The sequence below is a fragment of the Larkinella terrae genome, from assembly GCF_009668025.1.
Taxonomy (GTDB): domain Bacteria; phylum Bacteroidota; class Bacteroidia; order Cytophagales; family Spirosomataceae; genus Larkinella; species Larkinella terrae.
Genome location: NZ_WJXZ01000006.1, coordinates 105,375 through 124,006, shown reverse-complemented (window position 1 = coordinate 124,006; position 18,632 = coordinate 105,375). Strand labels below are relative to the sequence as shown.

The following is an 18,632-nucleotide window of genomic DNA, read 5'->3' as shown; positions in this document are numbered from 1 at the left end:
GTGATTTTTTGAAAGTAAAGCTGATCATATGGGCTGTATTCATTATACTTATTTAGACTGATTACAAATACAAAGGTATAGTCCCACTGGTAACGGCCCAACTTTTTTTGTAAAAAATTAGCTAAGTTTGGCAAAAACCGCCCCAGCTTATGAAAAACCGCCTTTTTTCACTTTTAGGCATCTTACTGACGGGAGCAGTCAGCGCACAGCCCGCCAACGTAGCCGCCGATTACGTCCGGCAGCATTTTCAGAAATCGGAGTACCTCATTCCGATGCGCGACGGCACCAAACTGCACACGGCCGTTTATGTCCCGAAAGACGCTTCGGAAACTCAGAAATATCCCATCATGATGCAGCGGACGTGTTACAGCGTGGCCCCGTACGGCGCGGATCAGTACCCCGCCAAGCTCGGACCGTCGACCACGCTGATGCAGGACGGTTATATCTTTGTGTATCAAGACGTTCGCGGGCGGTATTTGAGCGAAGGCGTCTGGACGAACATGACACCCAACCTGCCCGATCCGGCGCCGGTGGCGGCTTCCAGAAAGAAAGCAAAAACCGCCCCGGCCACTGCCGCCGGTTCGCCCGACGAGAGTTCGGATACGTACGACACGATTGAATGGTTGCTGAAAAATATAAAGTATAACAACGGGCGGGTGGGCCAGTGGGGCATCTCCTACCCCGGTTTTTACACCGTGGCGGGCGCTGTCGACGCGCATCCAGCCTTGAAGGCGTCATCGCCCCAGGCCCCGGTTTCTGATTTTTTCTTCGATGATTTTCACCACAACGGGACGTTCATTCAGGCTTATATCTTCACCTACCCGGTTTTTGGTATTCAGCACCCGAAGCCTACGACGGAAAACTGGTTCGTGCCCGCCATGTTCAACGACAACATCCGGGATGGCTACCAATGGCAATATGATCTGGGGCCGCTGAAAAACATGGACAAATATTATAAGGACAATTTCTACTGGCAGGAAACTGTTAACCACCCGAACTACGACGAATTCTGGCAGAAACGGAACATTTTGCCGCACCTTAAAAACGTCAAGCACGCCGTGATGACTGTTGGTGGCTGGTTCGATGCCGAGGATTTATACGGCCCGCTGAACGTTTACAAAACGCTGGAGAAGAACAATGCCGGGACTTATAACACGCTGGTAATGGGGCCGTTCGGGCACGGGCGGTGGTCGGCCGAAACCGGTCATACCCTGCACAGCAACGTCTATTTCGGTGACAGCATCGCGACGTTTTACCAACGAAATATCGAAGCCAAATTTTTCAACCACTTCCTGAAAGGCGCGGGCGACGGAAAAACCGGTTTGCCGGAAGCCTATTTGTTCGATACGGGACAAAAAACCTGGAAAACCTTTGCCAAATAGCCCGCTGCCGAAGCGCAAAAACTGACGTTCAGTCTCAATTCGTCGGGACAACTTTCCCAGCAAATCGCTGACGGGCAGGGCTTTTCCGAGTTTATCAGTGATCCGAAGAAACCGGTCCCCTATACGGAAGACATTACGACCACGACCGGTTTTACACCCTTTAATTACATGTCGGAAGATCAGCGGTTTGCGGCCAAACGACCGGATGTGCTCGTCTTTCAAACAGAACCCTTAACCGACGATCTGACGCTCGGGGGTGAAATCATGGCGAAACTGAAAGTCAGCACCACCGGAACCGACGCCGACTGGGTCGTGAAGCTGATCGACGTGTACCCGCCCGACGAACCGAATCATCCGTACATGCCCAACAAAAATGTGATGCTGGCGAATTACCAGCAAATGGTGCGTTCGGAAGTGTTGCGCGGGCGGTTTCGGAACTCTTTCGAAAAACCGGAACCGTTTAAATCCGGCGAAATAACGGACGTCAATTTCCGCTTACAGGATGTGTTGCACACCTTCAAGAAGGGCCATCGGGTAATGATTCAGGTGCATAGCACGTGGTTTCCGCTCATCGACCGCAATCCACAGAAGTACGTCGACAACATCTTTAAAGCCAACGCCGAAGACTTCCAGAAAGCTACGCACCGGGTTTATAACAACTCCGTTATCGAGGTTCAGGTGCTGAAATAAAACCGCCCGATGGGCCTCAAAAACCGGTTTGCGGGCTACGGTTTGCTCACAAACCGGTTTCCTTTTACGTAAAACCGATACGGCAAATCCGCTCCCTGCGTGATGCCGATGCGCGTGGTGGTCACAATTTCAAACTTTTCCAGGACGCGCGGCCGGATAAAAACCGGTGAAGCACTGCCCGCTTTTGTCAGCGAAAGGGAATTGTGTTCCCGCGAAATTCCCATTGCAATCACCAGTTTGCCGGGGCCGCTGGTCAGTCCGCGCAAACCGGTTTTCGTTGCCGGATCGAGGTGGCGTCGTTCCTCCATCAATTCCAGACCTTCGGTTGGTTCGAGCGCCCGAATCAAAACCGCTTCCCCCACGTCTTCCGGACCGGTAACGACGTTCAGGCAATAATAAAATCCGTAAATCAAATATACGTAAAGCGTTCCCGCCGGGCCGAACATGGCCGCATTTCGGGCGGTTTTGCGCCGGTACGCGTGGCAGGCCGGGTCGCCGGTCAGGTAGGCTTCGGTTTCAACAATGATTCCGGCGGTGGTTCCTTCGGAGCTTTCATGAACAAGTTCGCAGCCGAGCAACAGTTTGGAAAGCGTTATCGTGTCGTGATTTTGGTAAAATTCAATGGGAAGTTTTGTCATCGTTGTAGCCGCAAAAAACCTGCTGTCTTTCTTTCTCAAAGATACACAGCGCGGAATTCCTCATCAAAAGTCTATACTAATTGATAAAACCATTTAAACTATAAGTTCCGTTGAAAAGGCATTAGTACAATTGCGAATCTTGTCCCAATTACGTAGTTTAGAACCTCAACTTACAAAAATTATGGTACGCGTATCCGATTTTTTCAAAGAGGAAAGAGATCCGCTTATTATTCGGGGAGTCGAAAAAGAGAACCGGTCATTTACCAAAGCTCCGCTGGCAGAGAACAAATTCAACGTTGAAGACATCGCCCGCTTAGTGGATGTTTCGGTTGAATTTGTGAAGGAGATCCAGAAAGAGATGAACGCTTAGTATGAAAAAAATCCTTGTGGTTGGGATGGGAAAAGTCGGCTCGCTGGTCGGTATTCTCCTCAACAAACGCTTTACCGTAACGGGTTTTGACAAACTTCAACCCGCCTACGATCTGCCTTTTCCGATTATTCAGGACGATGTGTCGGACGAGGCTACGCTGCTGCAAACCTTGGCGGATTTCGACGCAGTTGTGTCCTGCCTGCCGTATAACCTGAATTTGCCGATTGCCAAAACTGCCTGGCAGTTGGGTCTGCATTATTTCGACCTGACGGAAGACGTTCCGACCACCACCGCCATTCGCCTGATGGCCGAAACCGCCAAAGGCGTCATGGCCCCCCAATGCGGTCTGGCACCGGGTCTGATCGGCATCGTGGGCGCGGATCTGGCCAAACGTTTTACCAAACTTCGGGACATTGAACTCCGGGTTGGCGCCTTGCCGCGCTACCCAAACGGTTTGCTGGGCTATTCGTTCACCTGGTCGCCCGCCGGAGTGATTAATGAATATCTGAATGATTGCGAAGTGATTTCAAACGGCGTTTTCAAAACCGTTACGGCACTTGATGGCATCGAAGTCATCAACATCGAAGGGCAGGAGTTTGAAGCTTTCAGCACCTCAGGCGGTTTGGGAACCATGTGCGAAACCTACGCCGGCCTGGTCGATACGCTCAATTACAAAACCATCCGCTACCCCGGCCACGCCAAACTGATGCGGTTTCTGCTTTATGAACTGATTCTGAAAGACAAACGGGTGCTGGTCGAGCAGATTCTGACCGAAGCCAAACCGCCCGTTCAGGCCGACGTCGTCTACGTTTACGCCGTGGTGGAAGGCTGGAAAGGAGCGGTTCTGGAGCGGGAAGAGTTCTACCGCGCCTACCACCCGCGCGAAATCGACGGGCAATCCTGGCGGGCCATTTCCTGGACAACCGCCGGTTCGGTGGCCGCCGTCGTTGAACTCGTCGCCGACGGTTTATTGCCCCAACACGGTTTTATCAAACAGGAGGACATTCCGTTTGAACTACTCCTTGGAACGCAGAACGGCGCGTTTTTTGGACAACCCTGACAGCGGCTGAAAGCCCTGTCAGCGGTTGTATGCTTTAGTAAAAAGTTGCCGAAATATGCCGCTGACAGGGTCTTCGACCGCTGTCAGGGCTAGATCACATTCAAGGTCTGTTCCTTGATTTTTTCCAGCTCATCTTTCATCTGTACGACCAGCCGCTGAATCGTGGCATCGTTGGCTTTGGAGCCGATCGTGTTGATTTCCCGACCAATTTCCTGAGCGATGAAATTGAGCTTTTTGCCGTTGGCTTCGTCGGCCGCCAGCACTTCCAGAAAATAACTCAGGTGGTTTTTCAACCGGACTTTTTCCTCGGAAATATCAAATTTCTCGATGTAATAAATTAGCTCCTGTTCAAACCGGTTTTGATCAAACTCGTCGTTGCCCATCAGTTCCACGACCATGTTCCGAACCCGCTCGCGGACGGCGGGAATCCGTTTTACGTCCTGCACTTCAATCAGCGTCAGCCGATCCGTAATAAGCTGGATGTATTCCTGAAACTTACCTTCCAGCCCGTTTCCCTCCTGCTGTCGAAATTCGTCGCACTTCCGGATCGCTTCCAAAGCGGTCAACAGAATCAATTCCCAATCGCTGGCGGCTGTATCCGACGCGCTGGAAACCTCCGAATTGAACGCATTCGGTTGTTGCAACGCCAGTTTGAACAGATCGCCATCCGACACATCCAGCAAAAGTCCCTGTGACGTTTCCCGCAGATCCTTCAGATACGCTTCGATCAGCGGACGGTTTACCGTCACGCCGGGCCGAACATCGGTCAGGCGGGTGATATTCAGGGAAATTTCAACTTTTCCGCGTTCCAGCCGTTGCGTGAGCAGGTTGCGCAACTCAACTTCTTTATCGGAAAACGACCGGGGAAGCCGGCAATAAATATCCAGAAACTTAGAGTTTAATGTTTTTACTTCTGCAGTTACCGTCAGCCCGTTGGCTTCCTGGGTCGCACTGCCGAACCCGGTCATTGATTTTAGCATATTATCTTAAGCAGACTGCTCACTTATTTTCCCACTTATTGTTTTCTTGTTCAATGAATTGAGTTCAATTTCTGCCATTTCCTTCCGGTATTTCGACACATCGCAGGCCAGGTAAATCGCCTGCAACATCGAGGTTTCGTCGGCCTGGTTTTTTCCGGCAATATCATAGGCCGTGCCGTGGTCGGGCGAGGTGCGAACGACGGGCATTCCCGCCGTAAAATTAACGCCCTCGTCGAACGCAATGGTCTTGAAAGGAATCAGACCCTGATCGTGGTACATCGCCAAAACCGCATCGTATTTGCGATACGCGCGGGTGCCAAAAAAACCGTCAGCCGCAAACGGACCGTAAATCAGTTGCCCCTTGTTGCGCAATTCCTGAATCAGCGGTTTTAAGATTTCCTGTTCCTCACTCCCCAGCAAGCCCTCTTCGCCCGCGTGCGGATTCAGACCCAGCACCGCAATGCGCGGTTTCCGGATTCCGAAATCATTCCGTAGCGACTGGTGCATCAGTTGCAGTTTCTGCGACACTTTTTCTTTGGTAATATTCGACCGAATCCGGCCCAGGGGAATATGTCCCGTTACCACACCCACGCGCAGGACATCGCTCACCAGAAACATCAGATTTTCCTTTACTTCGAAAGCTTCGGCAAAAAATTCGGTATGACCCGGAAAAGTAAACGTTTCCGTCTGAATGTTGTGCTTGTTGATCGGGGCGGTTACAATTGCATCCAGGTGCCCGGCTTTGAGGTCATCGGTCGCCCGCTGCAAACAGGCCAGTGCGGCCGCGCCCGCTTCGGGCGTCACTTTTCCCGGCTGAACTTCCTGATTCTGTCCACCCGGATTCCCACCCTGATCATTCCAGCACGTGATGACATTCGTAAACTTGGGATTGGCCTGCCAGACCTGTTGAATACCGTTCAGGTTCCAGTCTTTCAGGGACAATCCACTCTGCTGCAACATATTCCGATAGCGGTTCAATACCCGCATCGATCCGTAAATAACCGGCGTACAAATTCGCTGCAACCGGTTGTGTTGCAAGGCTTTCAGGATTACTTCAGGGCCGATTCCGTTGTAATCGCCAAGGGTAATTCCGATGACAGGCCGACGAGCCTGGGGTTCCGAATGACGTTCGTTATGCTTATCCGATTGGCGTGGTTCCATTTAAGTTTAGTAGTTTCGCCTTTTTCAAGTGAAAAATTAACAATTAATAATGAATATTGAATGCATTTAAGGGTGCCAACACCCGGACACGGAGTTCCCATTCGGAGCCGCTCATGCGGTTAATTGTTAATCGTTCATTGGTAATTATTTTGCAAGTTACAAAAACCACACGGATGTCCGCGATTCGACCTATAATCCTGATTGCCGACGAAATGCATCCCTCCCTGTTTCCCATGCTTGAACAGGCCGGATTTGACTTTCACTACGAACCTAAAATAACCCGAAGCGGCCTGCTGGCGGCAATTGCCAACTACGATGGTCTCCTGATTCGCAGCAAAACGTCGGTCGATGCCGAGGTGCTGGAACAGGCTCATCGACTAAAGTTTATTGGTCGGGCCGGTGCCGGGCTCGATTTAATTGATCTAGACTTTGCCAAACAGCGAAATATACAGGTTTTTCACGCGGGTGAAGGCAACCGCGACGCTGTTGCCGAACATTCGGTTGGTATGCTGCTGGCGTTACTGGCCAATATTTCCAAAAGCGATCGCGAAGTGCGCCGGGGCATCTGGGACCGCGAAGGCAACCGGGGCTACGAACTCGGCAGTCTGACCGTCGGCATTGTCGGTTTTGGGAACAACGGGCGGGCCACGGCGCGTCGGCTCAGCGGTTTTGGCTGCCGGGTGCTGTGTTACGACAAATACCTGACCCACTATGGCGGTGCGTACGCGCAGGAAGCAGAGATGGAGCAGATCATGGAAGAAGCCGACGTGCTCAGTCTGCACGTTCCGCTGACGGCCGAAACCCGGATGATGATCGACGACGGTTTTATCGAGCGGTTCGAAAAACCGTTTTACCTCATCAACATTGCCCGGGGCGAGGTCGTGTCGCTGGCGGCACTGGTGCGCGGGCTGGAAAGTGGAAAAGTGCGCGGGGCGTGTCTGGACGTGCTGGAAAACGAAAAACTTTCGAAGCTGACGCCCGATCAGCAAGCGGCTTTTGACTATCTTCGGAATTCGGACAAGGTCATCCTGACGCCCCACGTGGCTGGCTGGACGCACGAAAGTTACGTCCGAATCAACGAAGTGCTGGTCAGCCAGCTAAAAGAACGTTTATGAAATTACTCTTTTTGTTGCTCTTACCGGCTTTGGCTTCCGCTCAATCGCTTTCGGAAAAATTAACCGCTTACCTGCAACAATTGCCGACTCAGGCCCGGGTCAGTGTTGCCTTTGAATCATTGACGGACCACTCTGCGTTCGCTCATCGGGCCGACGAGCTGGTTCCGTCGGCGAGCGTAATCAAGATTCCGATTCTGATTGAAACGATGGAACGGGTGAAAAGCGGGCAATTTGATCTGGAAAAAATTCACATGCTGCAGGCGTCGGAAAAAACCGGTGGTTCGGGCGTTTTGCAAACCTATCCCGACCAAAGCAAACTCACCAATCGGGAGGTGTTGACCCTCATGATGACCCGCAGCGACAACACGGCCACCAACATTCTGATTCGCGAACTCGGTATGGAAAATATCAACCAGCGAATGCGGACATTGGGCCTGACCCAGAGTCAGTTGAACCGGATGATGATGGATACGCTGGCGGCCAAACTGGGGCGCGAAAACCGGGTCACAGCGTTCGAAATGAACGCATTACTGAAGAAAATTTACCGGCATGAAGTGGCAACGCCCGCGCTCTGCGAGCAAATGATCGACATCCTGAAACGCAATACCGATCAGACTACCTTTCGCCTGTTTTTGCCCAAATCGGCGGTAATTGCCCACAAAACCGGTGAGCTTTCGTACGTTCGGGGGGATGCCGGTATTTTTTACGTTTCCAAACCCTTTCTGCTGTCGGTTTTTGTGCAGGGAACCACCACGCCCGAAGCCGAGAAAATCATTGGCGAAATAGCTCAAATCTGCTACCAACAATACCTGTAGAATGGAAACCTTTGCCGACCGCGCCATCCCGTATTACCTCCACCAAACCGAACCAGACCACCTGCCGCCTGGCGTCAGCGCCCTGAATCCGTATCGCCAGCCGGAAGTACAAGCCATTGTGAATCAGTTTTATACCCGGTTTTTCAACGATGCAAATCCGCGCGTTTACATTCTGGGCATCAATCCCGGCCGGTTTGGCGCGGGCGTCAGCGGGATCTCGTTTACGACGCCCCAAAACCTCCAGAAATATTGCGGCATTGACAATAATCTGCCCCCGACGCCGGAATTATCGAGCCGGTTTATCTACCAGATTGTTGAAGCGTTTGGGGGTGCCGAAGCTTTTTACGGGCGGTTTTTCCTGACATCCCTGTACCCGCTGGCATTGGTCAAAAACGGCAAGAATTATAATTTCTACGACGATAAAGCCACTACAGCAGCCCTCTGGCCCGCCATTATTTCATCGATCCGGGAGCAATTGACCTTTGGCTGCGACCGCAGCGTAGCGGTTTGTCTGGGCCGGAAAAACGAAGCTTTCTTTCAAAGACTCAATCAGGAACACGGTTTTTTCGGCCGGATCGTTACACTCGATCACCCCCGATATATTCTGCAATACCGCAGCCGCGACATCAACGCTTACGTCGATCGGTATGTAACTACTTTAGCAGATTGTATTGCGTTGTAATTTCTCCAAACACCAATGGTTTTTAATAAAAAAGCCGCCGATCGACAAGTCGATTGGCGGCTGACCGAAATCTATATTTCTTACGCTTTTTTGAATTCGATCGTCATTGTATACGTATCATCTTTTCCGTCGCCATCAAGATCATCTTTTTCTGTGGTACTCCACTTCATTGTGTTGCCAGATGTTTCCAGATCGTAGGTTTGTGAACCTTCTTTATCAATAATGGTCAATTTATTGCCATTAACTGACCATTTTGAATTGTCTTCAGCGGGGTTAAAATCGTCCAGATCATCCGATTTGCAATTTGCTGACGGCGTTCCGGTTATAGTTCCGTTGCTGTTAAACGTAATTTTCGTATCCGTCAAGCAGGCTACGGCATCAGCACCTCCGTTGGCAGCAAAGAACCCCAGCAAATCCGTTACTTTGGTGCCATTGCCAAAATCAATGCCCGGATTTATTTTCATGCCCGAAATCTTCCAGCTACCGCTCACTGCCGACGGTTTTACGTCTGGTTCGCCGTTGCCATCTTTATCTTTGCTACAGCTGGCAAACCAAAGCGGTAAAGCCAATAACATAACCAAAGTCCAGCCATAACGGAAATTTACACGGTTCAAGAGTGTTGTCGTTTTCATTGTTTTTTGAGTTGATTTGTTGAAAAAATTGATTTGTGATTCAAAAATGGGCCAAATTGGTTCGGCTGCCCAACACCTTTCTTTTGAAATGTGTATCTTTATGTTTAAACTGGTCATTCTGCCGGTTGAAATGCATACCCCGTTTAGCCGGGCATTTCACTTATTTTTTATAAAAACCGGGCTGCTTGACCTTTTCTTTATTGTTACCGAAAACCGCCTGTGTGGTAAAATAAATACCCTGTACTTAAAAAAGAATCTTCTGTGTAACTCCGTAATACCGTATGATTCCGGTATTTAATTTTGACGCATCAAGTCACCAGTTAAAAAGGAGCCGTCAGACGCTTACCCCGAAACCAAGTCTATGCTGATAACAACTACTCCCAATGTTGAGGGAAAACGGATTGTGCAATACCTTGGCCTGGCCAATGGTGAAGCCATTATTGGTTCGAACCTGATCAAAGATTTCCTCGGTACGGTGCGCGACGTGGTCGGTGGGCGCTCCAACGCGTATGAACAGGCCCTGCGCGAAGCAAAAAGCATTGCAATGAAAGAAATGATCGAACAGGCTCAGGGGCTAGGTGCCAATGCCATTATTGGCGTCGATCTGGACTATCAAACCGTCGGTAACAACGGCGGCCTGCTAATGGTTAGCGCCAACGGCACGGCGGTAATCATCGAAAGTGTCTGAGTTTGGTGGATGAAGCATTTCCGAATGCTTCATCCACCGGCAATTTTTATCTTCTTCCCAGTGGAAACAGGTACCCCACCGAGAAGGTCGCCACTTGCTGGCTGACGTATTCCACCGGTTTGGGATCAGCGTTGTTTCCCAGGCTATAGTGATAGCGTCCTTCGATCAGGATCGAGCCGGGACCCGCAGGAATCGAAACCCCCAAACCGCCGGTCACCCCGTATTCCAGCCGCGCATCGTCGTTCGTCAGCTTCTGTTTTTCATCGGCAAGCGTCTGACCGTCAACCACAAACTTCACCCGGCCATCCAGTCCGTAGGAGATATAAGGACCAGCGTTCACGAAAAACCGGGTTTTCCGACCAAAAGATAATTTCAACAGGAGCGGCACTTCAACGGCGTTGAAAGAGGCCTGCACCGAAAATTTCTGACCGGATTCTTCACCCGCAAACTTTACCGACCGGCGCGTATACAGGATTTCCGGCTGAATCGAGAAGACATTCCCGACACCGTAGTTGATGATCACACCGCCCGTAAAACCGGGAGCAGTTTCGGACTGCCCTGCTTCGGTTCCTTCGACACCCGGATTGAATTCGTTCAGTAGCGCGTTGACCCCACCCCGAATCCCGACCGATAATCCTTTGCCGGAATAAGCCGATTCGGTTTTTACGCGTACTGGTTTTTCGGGTTTAGCCGGTTTTTCGGCCTTCTCTGCTTTTACTTTCTCCGGTTTTTCAGCTTTTGCCTTTTTAGAACGTTTTGTCGACTCTTTGGTCGTAGTTTCGACCTCCGGCTTGGTTTCAACGGTGGTTTGCTGGGCCAAAACCGGTGCCGGTTCAGCCGGGGTCGTTACGGACGCAACGGTTGTCGTCGTTGCCGCCGGGGCAGTCGCAACGGCTGGTTTCGGAGCCGGTTTTTTAACGGCAACTTTCGGCTTAGCAGCGGTGGTGGTTTTCTTTTGCGCCGTAGCCACCGGCTTCGGCTTCGTGGCGGTGGCCGTCGTTTTAGGTTTCGCCGTTTGGGCTTCTGCCAAAAGGCCAATTGCCAGAAGGCAAATGGTAAATAGTGATGCTTTCATTTGGGTGATCATTACTTAAGAGTGTGTATCTGTTGTTACTGATGCTGCAAAAGTATATCGCCCAATAAGCTTTATTTAGCGAAAAACTACGTGATTTTCCGTTTGCGTAGTTTCACTGTAGCATTTCACGACAACAAAAAAGGCAAACCTGGCTTCAGGTTTGCCTTTTATTAATGATGGATTATGAACGATAAAGTAGTGGTCGAATAGATTGGAATGCGTCAGCCAACACATCGTTCAACATTCATAATCCATCATTTAATTAAAACCGGTCTTCGTCGTCATCATCGTCGTCCCCAAAGCTGGCGCCGGGACTGAACATACTGCCTAACAGGTCTTTAAACTGCTGTCCGGTGTCCAATGCCTTCTTGCCAACCAGCGAATATTCGGCCAATCCATGAAGCGCAAACTCCATCATGAACAGTTTTTCCTGTTTCCCCAATCGGGAATGCAGCGCATCCACGGCGTCGTCCAGACCGTCGATCGCCCGCAGGCGGTTTTCGTAGTCGCGGGTGGGCAGGTCATTCAGGAATTCCATCACGTTGCCGTCGCCAAACCAGTCGGTTATCTTTTTGTAGGGATTGCCGCCCTTCTGTTTTTTGGCTTTTTCCGGATTCGGGAAGTAATTCAGGAATTGGGTCCGAATGGCTTTTCCGATCAGATTCTGAGCCACAATCACCGGCCCTTCGACTTCGCCTTCGTAGACCAGTTCCACTTTTCCGCAAATCGCCGGAATTACGCCGTATAAATCCGTAATCCGGACGTATGTTTCTTTTTCTCCGTTCAGCAAGGCCCGGCGTTCGGCGGACGACAGCAGATTTTCGAAAGCCGCAATCGTCAAGCGGGCCGAGACGCCACTCTTCGAGTCAACATACTCACTATCACGGGCTTCCAAAGCGACTTGTTCGATCAGATCCGCAATCAGATCGTTGGTTTTCACCATGCCTTTCTGCTCGGTTTTGACAATGGCTTCCTGCTGCGTGATCTTCTTACCAATTTCCAGCGACTTCGGATAATGCGTCACAATCTGGCTGTCGATCCGGTCTTTCAACGGGGTAACAATGCTGCCCCGGTTCGTATAATCCTCCGGGTTAGCCGTGAAAACAAACTGAATGTCGAGCGGCAACCGCAGTTTAAAACCGCGAATCTGAATGTCACCTTCCTGCAAAATATTGAAGAGCGACACCTGAATCCGGGCCTGCAAATCTGGTAATTCGTTGATGACGAAAATGCCCCGGTGCGAACGCGGAATCAGTCCGAAGTGAATAGTCCGTTCGTCGGAATAGGGTAACTTTAAGGTGGCAGCCTTGATCGGATCGACATCACCGATCAGGTCGGCCACCGACACATCAGGCGTGGCCAGTTTTTCGGTGTAGCGATCATCGCGGTGCAGCCAGCCAATTGGCGTAGCGTCGCCTTTTTCCGTCACCAGATCGTGCGCAAACCGGGAGAGCGGCACCAGCGGATCATCGTTCAGTTCCGAACCTTCCACCACCGGGATGTATTCGTCCAGTAAATTGACCATCAGCCGGGCAATGCGGGTTTTGGCCTGCCCGCGCAGACCCAGCAAGTTGATGTGGTGCATTGACAGAATGGCCCGTTCCACGTCCGGAATAACCGTATCTTCATACCCCCAGATTCCCGGGAAAACGACTTCCTTCGCCTTAATTTTCTCAATTAGGTTGTCGCGAAGTTCCTGTTTAATGGATTTTGATTTGTAACCGGCCGCCTTCAGTTCGCCGAGGGTTTTTATTTTAATTAACTCTTTACTCTTCAGGGATGAATAGCTCATGAAATCGTTGTGAATATTAAAAATGATTACTGTCTTAACCGGCTTCTCTTAGTTAAGACCTTCAAAAGTGAGTCATTGAGATTCGGTGTTTTTCTTAATCCAGCTCACAATGCCATCGTAGTTCAGTTCGCCCGTTGCAATTTGAATAACAAAACTATAACGTTCTTCCTGGCTGGCACTGATGAACAGATTATTTGTCCGGAGCATGATCTCCATAAGCACATAACCCGTGCGTTTATTCCCATCGACAAACGGATGGTTTTTAACAATGCTCTCAATGATTGCAGCCGCTTTCTCGATTGGAGTCGGGTAAAATTCGGTATCACCGAAACCCGAATAAGGTCTTGCAATAGCGGAAAGCATGATACTTTCATCACGAACCCCATCACTTCCTCCAAAAACCTCAATTAATCGACGATGAATAAATAATACTTCATCTACGGTAATCATTGAGCTAAGCGTTGGAGTAATTCCCGGTTTTCATTAATTATATCTTCCAATAACAGGCTTCGTTCAGCTGACAAAACCGCTCCACTTGGGGAGGAACCATCAGCATCAATTACCTGCTCAATGATCTGTTTAGCCAATGCGTCTACCGAAGGAATATTCATCGCCTGAGCTTTTTCCTGTAATTTTAATAAACGGCTGTCGTCCAAAGAAATTTGAATCGTCGTCATGCTTCCTAGTTACTTCATATTCTTCCGGCGGTTTCGCTGGAAGTCTTCAAACATCATATTTCCCAAGCCCTGCAAACCGCTGTAGTAAGCCCGGCCGTTGTTCACTTTTGTAAATTCGTGCACAAATTGCTTCAGGTACGGGTCCGAAGCAATCATGAAAGTCGTGATGGGAATGTCGAGCCGACGGCATTGAGCCGCCAGCGTCAGGGTTTTCGATACGATCTTCCGGTCCAGCCCGAAACTGTTTTTGTAGTACTTGATGCCTTCTTTCAGACAGGTCGGTTTTCCGTCGGTGATCATGAAAATCTGCTTGTTCTTGTTTTTCCGACGGCGCAGCAAATCCATCGCCAGTTCCAGACCCGCTACGGTATTGGTGTGGTACGGCCCGACTTCCAGGTAGGGCAAATCCTTGACCTGAATCTGCCAGGCGTCGTTTCCAAACACGATAATGTCCAGCGTATCTTTCGGGTATTTCTGCTTGACCAGCTCCACCAGGGCCATTCCGACTTTTTTGGCGGGGGTGATACGGTCTTCGCCGTACAGAATCATGGAGTGGCTGACATCGATCATCAAAACCGTCGATGTCTGGGTTTTCTGCTCTTTCTGAACCACTTCCAGATCACGCTCCATCAACGTAAATTCATTGACGCCACTATTGATCTGGGCGTTGCGAATGGATTCCGTCATGGAAATCTGCTCAAGCGAATCGCCAAATTGGAAATCACGCAGATCGCTGCTCAGTTCGTCGCCGACGCCCGTAAACGGCGTGTGGTGATTGCCCCCGGTTTTCGAACGTTTCAGTTTTCCGAAAATTTCCTCCAGCGCCGACTGCCGGATGGATTGCTCACTTTTGGCCGTCATCGCAAGCGTTCCTTCTTCGTTCTGCTCGGTCAGGTAGCCCTTTTCCTTCATTTCCTCGACAAAATTGCCAATGCCGTATTTGTCGTCGGTCAGGCCGTAACGCCGGTCGAGGTCGTTCAGATACGCCAGCGCCTGCTCCACATTGCCCGACGTCATCAGCAGCAATTGCTGAAAAATATTGAACAACTGATCGAATTTACTGCCTTCTTTTTTTTCGGGAGGAATATAATTTGAGAATTCAAAGCCTTTCATGAATACGGTCGTTAGGTTAGCAGTCGTCGATTCTGGAACAACAGCACGTTGTCCAGATTTGTTCGCTCAGTGAAAATACGAAATTTCCGGCATTTTTCTACATACAACCTTCCGGTGAAGAACGCGGGTCCGGCATAATCCCGCAACCCGCTCCGTCAAAGTGCTTCCGGTTTCTATCTCTTTGCTGGACACAACCCGGTTTTTCCCTATATTTGCGCTCCTTTTCTCTTCATCACCAATCCATAGCAGACTGTCGATTTTGGAATTAACAGTCAATTATTTACAATTCCCACTGTATGAACGTATTGAAATTTGGCGGAACGTCCGTAAAGTCCGTTGAGAATATCAAAAAAGTCATTGCAATCATTCTGAATCACCGCCAGAACGGTGATGTGATCGGGGCCGTGGTGTTGTCGGCCATGAGTGGTGTAACCAACCAGCTGATCGAAATTGGCCGCATGGCCGCGGTCAGCAATCCGGATTACCTGGAACTGATTCGGGGAATTGAAGAGCGGCATTTTAATGTCATTAAAGGACTGATTCCCATCAAGGAGCAAAGTAAAGTATTTGGCCGCGTCCGCGGAACCGTCAATGAACTGGAAGATTTGCTGCGGGGCGTGTCGCTCATCCGCGAATTATCCGATCGGACAATGGATCTGGTGATGAGTTTCGGCGAACGGCTTTCGTGCCTCGTCATCAGCGAATGCCTGAAAAGCAAGGGCGTTCCCGCCCGGTTTTGCGATGCCCGCGAGCTGATCAAAACCGATGCCCAGTTCAGCATGGCCGAGGTCGATGACCAGACCACCAACCAGTTGATTCGGAATTATTTTGCCACCATCGGCACGGATCTGCCCATCGTTACCGGTTTTATCGGTTCTACGGCGAACAACGAAACAACCACGCTCGGCCGGGGCGGCTCTGATTACACGGCTTCGATTCTGGGAGCGGCTTTGAACGCCAACTACATCGACATCTGGACGGACGTCGACGGCATGATGACCGCCGACCCGCGTAAAGTGCCGAATGCGTTCAACATTCCGACGATTACCTACGCCGAAGCCATGGAACTCAGCCACTTCGGGGCCAAGGTTATTTATCCGCCGACGCTGCAACCGGCTTTTGCCAAAAATATTCCGATCCGCATTCTGAATACGTTCAATGCCGATCACGAAGGGACGGTTATCAGCCGCACCGCCGACCGGCGCGATTTCACGATTACCGGTATTTCGTCGATCGACGATATTGTGCTTGTCAACATTCAGGGCAGCGGGATGATCGGGGTGGCCGGGGTTTCGGCCAAACTGTTCAGCACGCTGGCGCATTACAAAATCAGCGTGATTCTGATCTCGCAGGCGTCGTCGGAACACTCCATCTGTTTTGCCATCGAACCCCGCAACGCGGATCGGGTGCGCGAGATTCTGGAAGCGGAATTTGCCACCGAAATCGCGCACGGACACATCGACAACATCAGCATCGAACGCGACCTGTCGATTATTGCCACCGTGGGCGAGGGAATGAAAAAGAGTTCGGGGATTGCCGGGAAACTCTTTTCGGTATTAGGGAAAAACGGGGTTAACATCATTGCCATTGCGCAGGGCTCGTCGGAGATCAATATTTCGGTGGTGATCAATAAGAATAACCTCTCGAAAGCACTCAATGCGATGCACAACGTCTTTTTCCAGTCCGAAGCCCGGATTCTGAACCTGTATCTGGTCGGGGCGGGATTGATTGGACGGACGCTGCTGAAACAGATTGAGTCGCAATATGAATTTCTGCGGACCGAAAAACTCCTGCGGATTTGCCTCGTTGGCGTCTCGAATACCAAAAAGATGCTGCTCGACCCGAAAGGCATCGACCTCAGCGACTGGCAGGATCGTCTTATGAATGAAGGTGTTACAACTTCACTTCCGGCATTTGTCGAAAAACTGAAGGATTATAACCTGCCCAACAGTGTGTTCATCGACTGCACGGCCGACAAGGACATTCCGTTGTTTTATGAACCCCTGCTGAACGCCAACGTGTCGATTGTGACGCCCAATAAAGTAGCCAATTCCGGTTCATATGCCGAATACAAACGGTTGCAGCGGGCGACGGTTCGGCGCGGGGTCAAGTTTTTGTACGAAACCAACGTTGGTGCCGGTTTGCCCATTATCAACACCTTGCAGGGGCTGATGACATCCGGCGACCGGTTTCTGAAAATCGAAGCCATTCTGTCGGGGACCCTGTCGTATATTTTCAATACGTACAAACCGGGCGTCTCGTTCGCATCGGTGGTTCGGGAAGCCAAAGAAAAAGGCTTTACGGAACCCGATCCCCGCGAAGACCTGAGCGGCATGGATGTGGCCCGCAAAATCCTGATTCTGGCCCGGGAAGCCGGTTTTGAGTTGGAACCGTCCGATGTTACCATCAATAACCTGTTGCCCGAAAGCTGCATCAGCGCCCCCAGCATTCCGGCGTTTTTCGAAGAACTGGACACCAACAACGCCTATTTTGAAAACCTGCTGCAAGCTGCCGAAGGCCGAAATGAGAAACTGCGTTACGTGGCGACGTTTGAAAATGGGAAAGTGACCATCGAGCTGCGGGCGGTCGGATTCGATCACCCGTTTTATTCGCTGTCCGGTGCCGACAACATCATTTCGTTTACGACCGAGCGGTACAAAGAACGCCCGCTGGTCATCAAAGGCCCCGGAGCAGGCGCCGAAGTGACGGCCACCGGCGTCTTTGCGGACGTAGTCAGTATCGGTAGTTATCTGGCGTGAACCAAATAACCCTTTGAATTTGTATATCAGACTAAAGAACGTTATTGCCTGCAGTAACTTACAACCGTGGATTCAATAAAAGTATTTGCCCCCGCTACCGTCGCTAATGTTGCCTGCGGTTTTGACATATTCGGTTTCGCTGTTGATAGCCCCGGCGATGAGATCATTATCCGTAAAAGTGAATTGCCGGGCGTCCGGATCAACTCCATCATTGGTGACGAAGGCCGTTTACCCAAACAGACCGAACGAAACACCGCCGGAATTGCCATCCAGACGTACCTGAAACACATCGAATCCGACCAGGGGCTGGATGTCATTCTGCATAAAAAGATGCCGTTGGGCAGCGGTTTGGGCTCCAGCGCGGCCAGTGCCGTTGCGGGGGTATTTGCGATCAATGAATTACTGGGGCGTCCGCTGAAGCAGATCGACCTGCTTCCGTTCGCGATGGAAGGCGAACGACTGGCATGCGGCTCGGCCCACGCCGACAACGTGGCGCCTTCGCTCATGGGCGGTTTTGTGGTCATCCGGAGTTATAACCCACTGGATATCATTACGATTAATACACCCGCTCAACTCTTCGCAACGATTGTTCACCCGGAAATCGAAGTCAACACGAAAGATGCCCGTCACATTCTGAAAAACGAGGTGTCGATGAAAAACACCATCATCCAGATGGGCAACGTGGCCGGTTTGATTGCCGGTTTAATGAAACCCGATTACGACCTCATCGGCCGCTCAATGGTGGATGTTATCATCGAACCAATCCGGGCCATTCTCATTCCCGAATTTAGTGAAGTAAAACAGGCCGCGCTCGACGCGGGCGCGCTCGGTTGCAGCATTTCCGGTTCCGGCCCATCGATGTTTGCCCTCAGCCGCGACCAGGACACGGCGCTTCGGGTGGGTGCCAGCATGCAGGCGGCTTTTCAGGCCGTCGGTATTGGTAGCGAACTCTACGTTTCCGGTATTAACCAGGAAGGGCCGCGCGTTCTTGGATAATTGGAAC

General features: G+C 50.8%; 17 protein-coding genes and 1 pseudogene. 9 read left to right on the top strand and 9 right to left on the bottom strand.

Annotated elements, in window-relative coordinates:
- The first annotated feature begins 149 nt into the window (after positions 1-149).
- Positions 150-2,072, top strand: a pseudogene (locus tag GJJ30_RS11190) (CocE/NonD family hydrolase).
- Between the two features lie 35 nt (positions 2,073-2,107).
- Here GJJ30_RS11190 and GJJ30_RS11185 read toward each other — a convergent pair.
- The gene (locus GJJ30_RS11185; protein WP_154175241.1) at positions 2,108-2,710 is read right to left on the bottom strand and encodes a DNA-3-methyladenine glycosylase; all 603 of its coding nucleotides are present in this window, start codon (positions 2,708-2,710) and stop codon (positions 2,108-2,110) included.
- A gap of 181 nt (positions 2,711-2,891) precedes the next feature.
- Between GJJ30_RS11185 and GJJ30_RS11180 the strand changes: the two genes are divergently transcribed.
- Complete coding sequence (locus GJJ30_RS11180; RefSeq protein WP_154175240.1) at positions 2,892-3,080, top strand: hypothetical protein; 189 nt, start codon at positions 2,892-2,894, stop codon at positions 3,078-3,080.
- A gap of 1 nt (position 3,081) precedes the next feature.
- The gene (locus GJJ30_RS11175; RefSeq protein WP_154175239.1) at positions 3,082-4,140 is read left to right on the top strand and encodes a saccharopine dehydrogenase family protein; all 1,059 of its coding nucleotides are present in this window, start codon (positions 3,082-3,084) and stop codon (positions 4,138-4,140) included.
- Positions 4,141-4,229: 89 nt separating this feature from the next.
- On the opposite strand, the gene GJJ30_RS11170 is transcribed toward GJJ30_RS11175, so the two are convergent.
- Both GJJ30_RS11170 and pdxA read right to left on the bottom strand, forming a co-directional pair.
- Entirely contained in the window at positions 4,230-5,120 is an 891-nt protein-coding gene (locus GJJ30_RS11170) for a YicC/YloC family endoribonuclease (protein WP_154175238.1), read from the bottom strand.
- A gap of 6 nt (positions 5,121-5,126) precedes the next feature.
- On the bottom strand, positions 5,127-6,281 hold the full coding sequence (gene pdxA / locus GJJ30_RS11165) for a 4-hydroxythreonine-4-phosphate dehydrogenase PdxA (protein ID WP_154175237.1): 1,155 nt from the start codon (positions 6,279-6,281) through the stop codon (positions 5,127-5,129).
- A 173-nt stretch (positions 6,282-6,454) separates the two neighbouring features.
- Between pdxA and GJJ30_RS11160 the strand changes: the two genes are divergently transcribed.
- From GJJ30_RS11160 to GJJ30_RS11150, 3 genes are read left to right on the top strand one after another with little or no spacing between them, the layout of a single operon-like run.
- Positions 6,455-7,396: a 2-hydroxyacid dehydrogenase gene (locus GJJ30_RS11160; protein WP_154175236.1), complete on the top strand. Its 942-nt coding sequence runs from the start codon at positions 6,455-6,457 to the stop codon at positions 7,394-7,396.
- On the top strand, positions 7,393-8,211 hold the full coding sequence (locus GJJ30_RS11155; protein ID WP_154175235.1) for a serine hydrolase: 819 nt from the start codon (positions 7,393-7,395) through the stop codon (positions 8,209-8,211). The genes GJJ30_RS11160 and GJJ30_RS11155 overlap by 4 nt, the downstream gene beginning before the upstream one ends.
- Position 8,212: 1 nt before the next feature.
- Positions 8,213-8,893: a uracil-DNA glycosylase family protein gene (locus GJJ30_RS11150; protein WP_154175234.1), complete on the top strand. Its 681-nt coding sequence runs from the start codon at positions 8,213-8,215 to the stop codon at positions 8,891-8,893.
- Between the two features lie 80 nt (positions 8,894-8,973).
- Here GJJ30_RS11150 and GJJ30_RS11145 read toward each other — a convergent pair whose 3' ends face one another.
- A complete protein-coding gene (locus tag GJJ30_RS11145) occupies positions 8,974-9,525 on the bottom strand; it encodes a lipocalin-like domain-containing protein (RefSeq protein WP_154175233.1) in 552 nt (183 codons plus the stop codon).
- Between the two features lie 361 nt (positions 9,526-9,886).
- Here GJJ30_RS11145 and GJJ30_RS11140 point away from each other — a divergent pair, with 361 nt between their 5' ends.
- Positions 9,887-10,213: a heavy metal-binding domain-containing protein gene (locus tag GJJ30_RS11140; RefSeq protein WP_154175232.1), complete on the top strand. Its 327-nt coding sequence runs from the start codon at positions 9,887-9,889 to the stop codon at positions 10,211-10,213.
- 46 nt (positions 10,214-10,259) lie between these two features.
- Here GJJ30_RS11140 and GJJ30_RS11135 read toward each other — a convergent pair whose 3' ends face one another.
- The 5 genes from GJJ30_RS11135 to GJJ30_RS11115 all read right to left on the bottom strand — a co-directional run bounded on the left by GJJ30_RS11135 (position 10,260) and on the right by GJJ30_RS11115 (position 14,870).
- Positions 10,260-11,288, bottom strand: coding sequence for a porin family protein (locus GJJ30_RS11135; protein WP_170299168.1), 1,029 nt, complete (start codon positions 11,286-11,288; stop codon positions 10,260-10,262).
- 262 nt (positions 11,289-11,550) lie between these two features.
- Entirely contained in the window at positions 11,551-13,080 is a 1,530-nt protein-coding gene (locus tag GJJ30_RS11130) for a sigma 54-interacting transcriptional regulator (protein ID WP_154175230.1), read from the bottom strand.
- Positions 13,081-13,152: 72 nt separating this feature from the next.
- The gene (locus GJJ30_RS11125) at positions 13,153-13,530 is read right to left on the bottom strand and encodes a type II toxin-antitoxin system death-on-curing family toxin (protein WP_154175229.1); all 378 of its coding nucleotides are present in this window, start codon (positions 13,528-13,530) and stop codon (positions 13,153-13,155) included.
- The gene (locus GJJ30_RS11120) at positions 13,527-13,757 is read right to left on the bottom strand and encodes a hypothetical protein (protein ID WP_154175228.1); all 231 of its coding nucleotides are present in this window, start codon (positions 13,755-13,757) and stop codon (positions 13,527-13,529) included. Before GJJ30_RS11120 ends, GJJ30_RS11125 begins: the two co-directional genes overlap by 4 nt.
- 9 nt (positions 13,758-13,766) lie before the next feature.
- Positions 13,767-14,870, bottom strand: coding sequence for a vWA domain-containing protein (locus tag GJJ30_RS11115; protein WP_154175227.1), 1,104 nt, complete (start codon positions 14,868-14,870; stop codon positions 13,767-13,769).
- Positions 14,871-15,166: 296 nt separating this feature from the next.
- On the opposite strand from GJJ30_RS11115, the gene thrA reads away from it, so the two are divergent.
- Both thrA and GJJ30_RS11105 read left to right on the top strand, forming a co-directional pair.
- Positions 15,167-17,629, top strand: coding sequence for a bifunctional aspartate kinase/homoserine dehydrogenase I (thrA, locus tag GJJ30_RS11110; protein WP_154175226.1), 2,463 nt, complete (start codon positions 15,167-15,169; stop codon positions 17,627-17,629).
- Between the two features lie 66 nt (positions 17,630-17,695).
- Positions 17,696-18,625 (top strand): homoserine kinase, encoded by a 930-nt coding sequence (locus GJJ30_RS11105; RefSeq protein WP_310588229.1) that lies wholly within the window; start codon positions 17,696-17,698, stop codon positions 18,623-18,625.
- Positions 18,626-18,632: the final 7 nt, after the last annotated feature.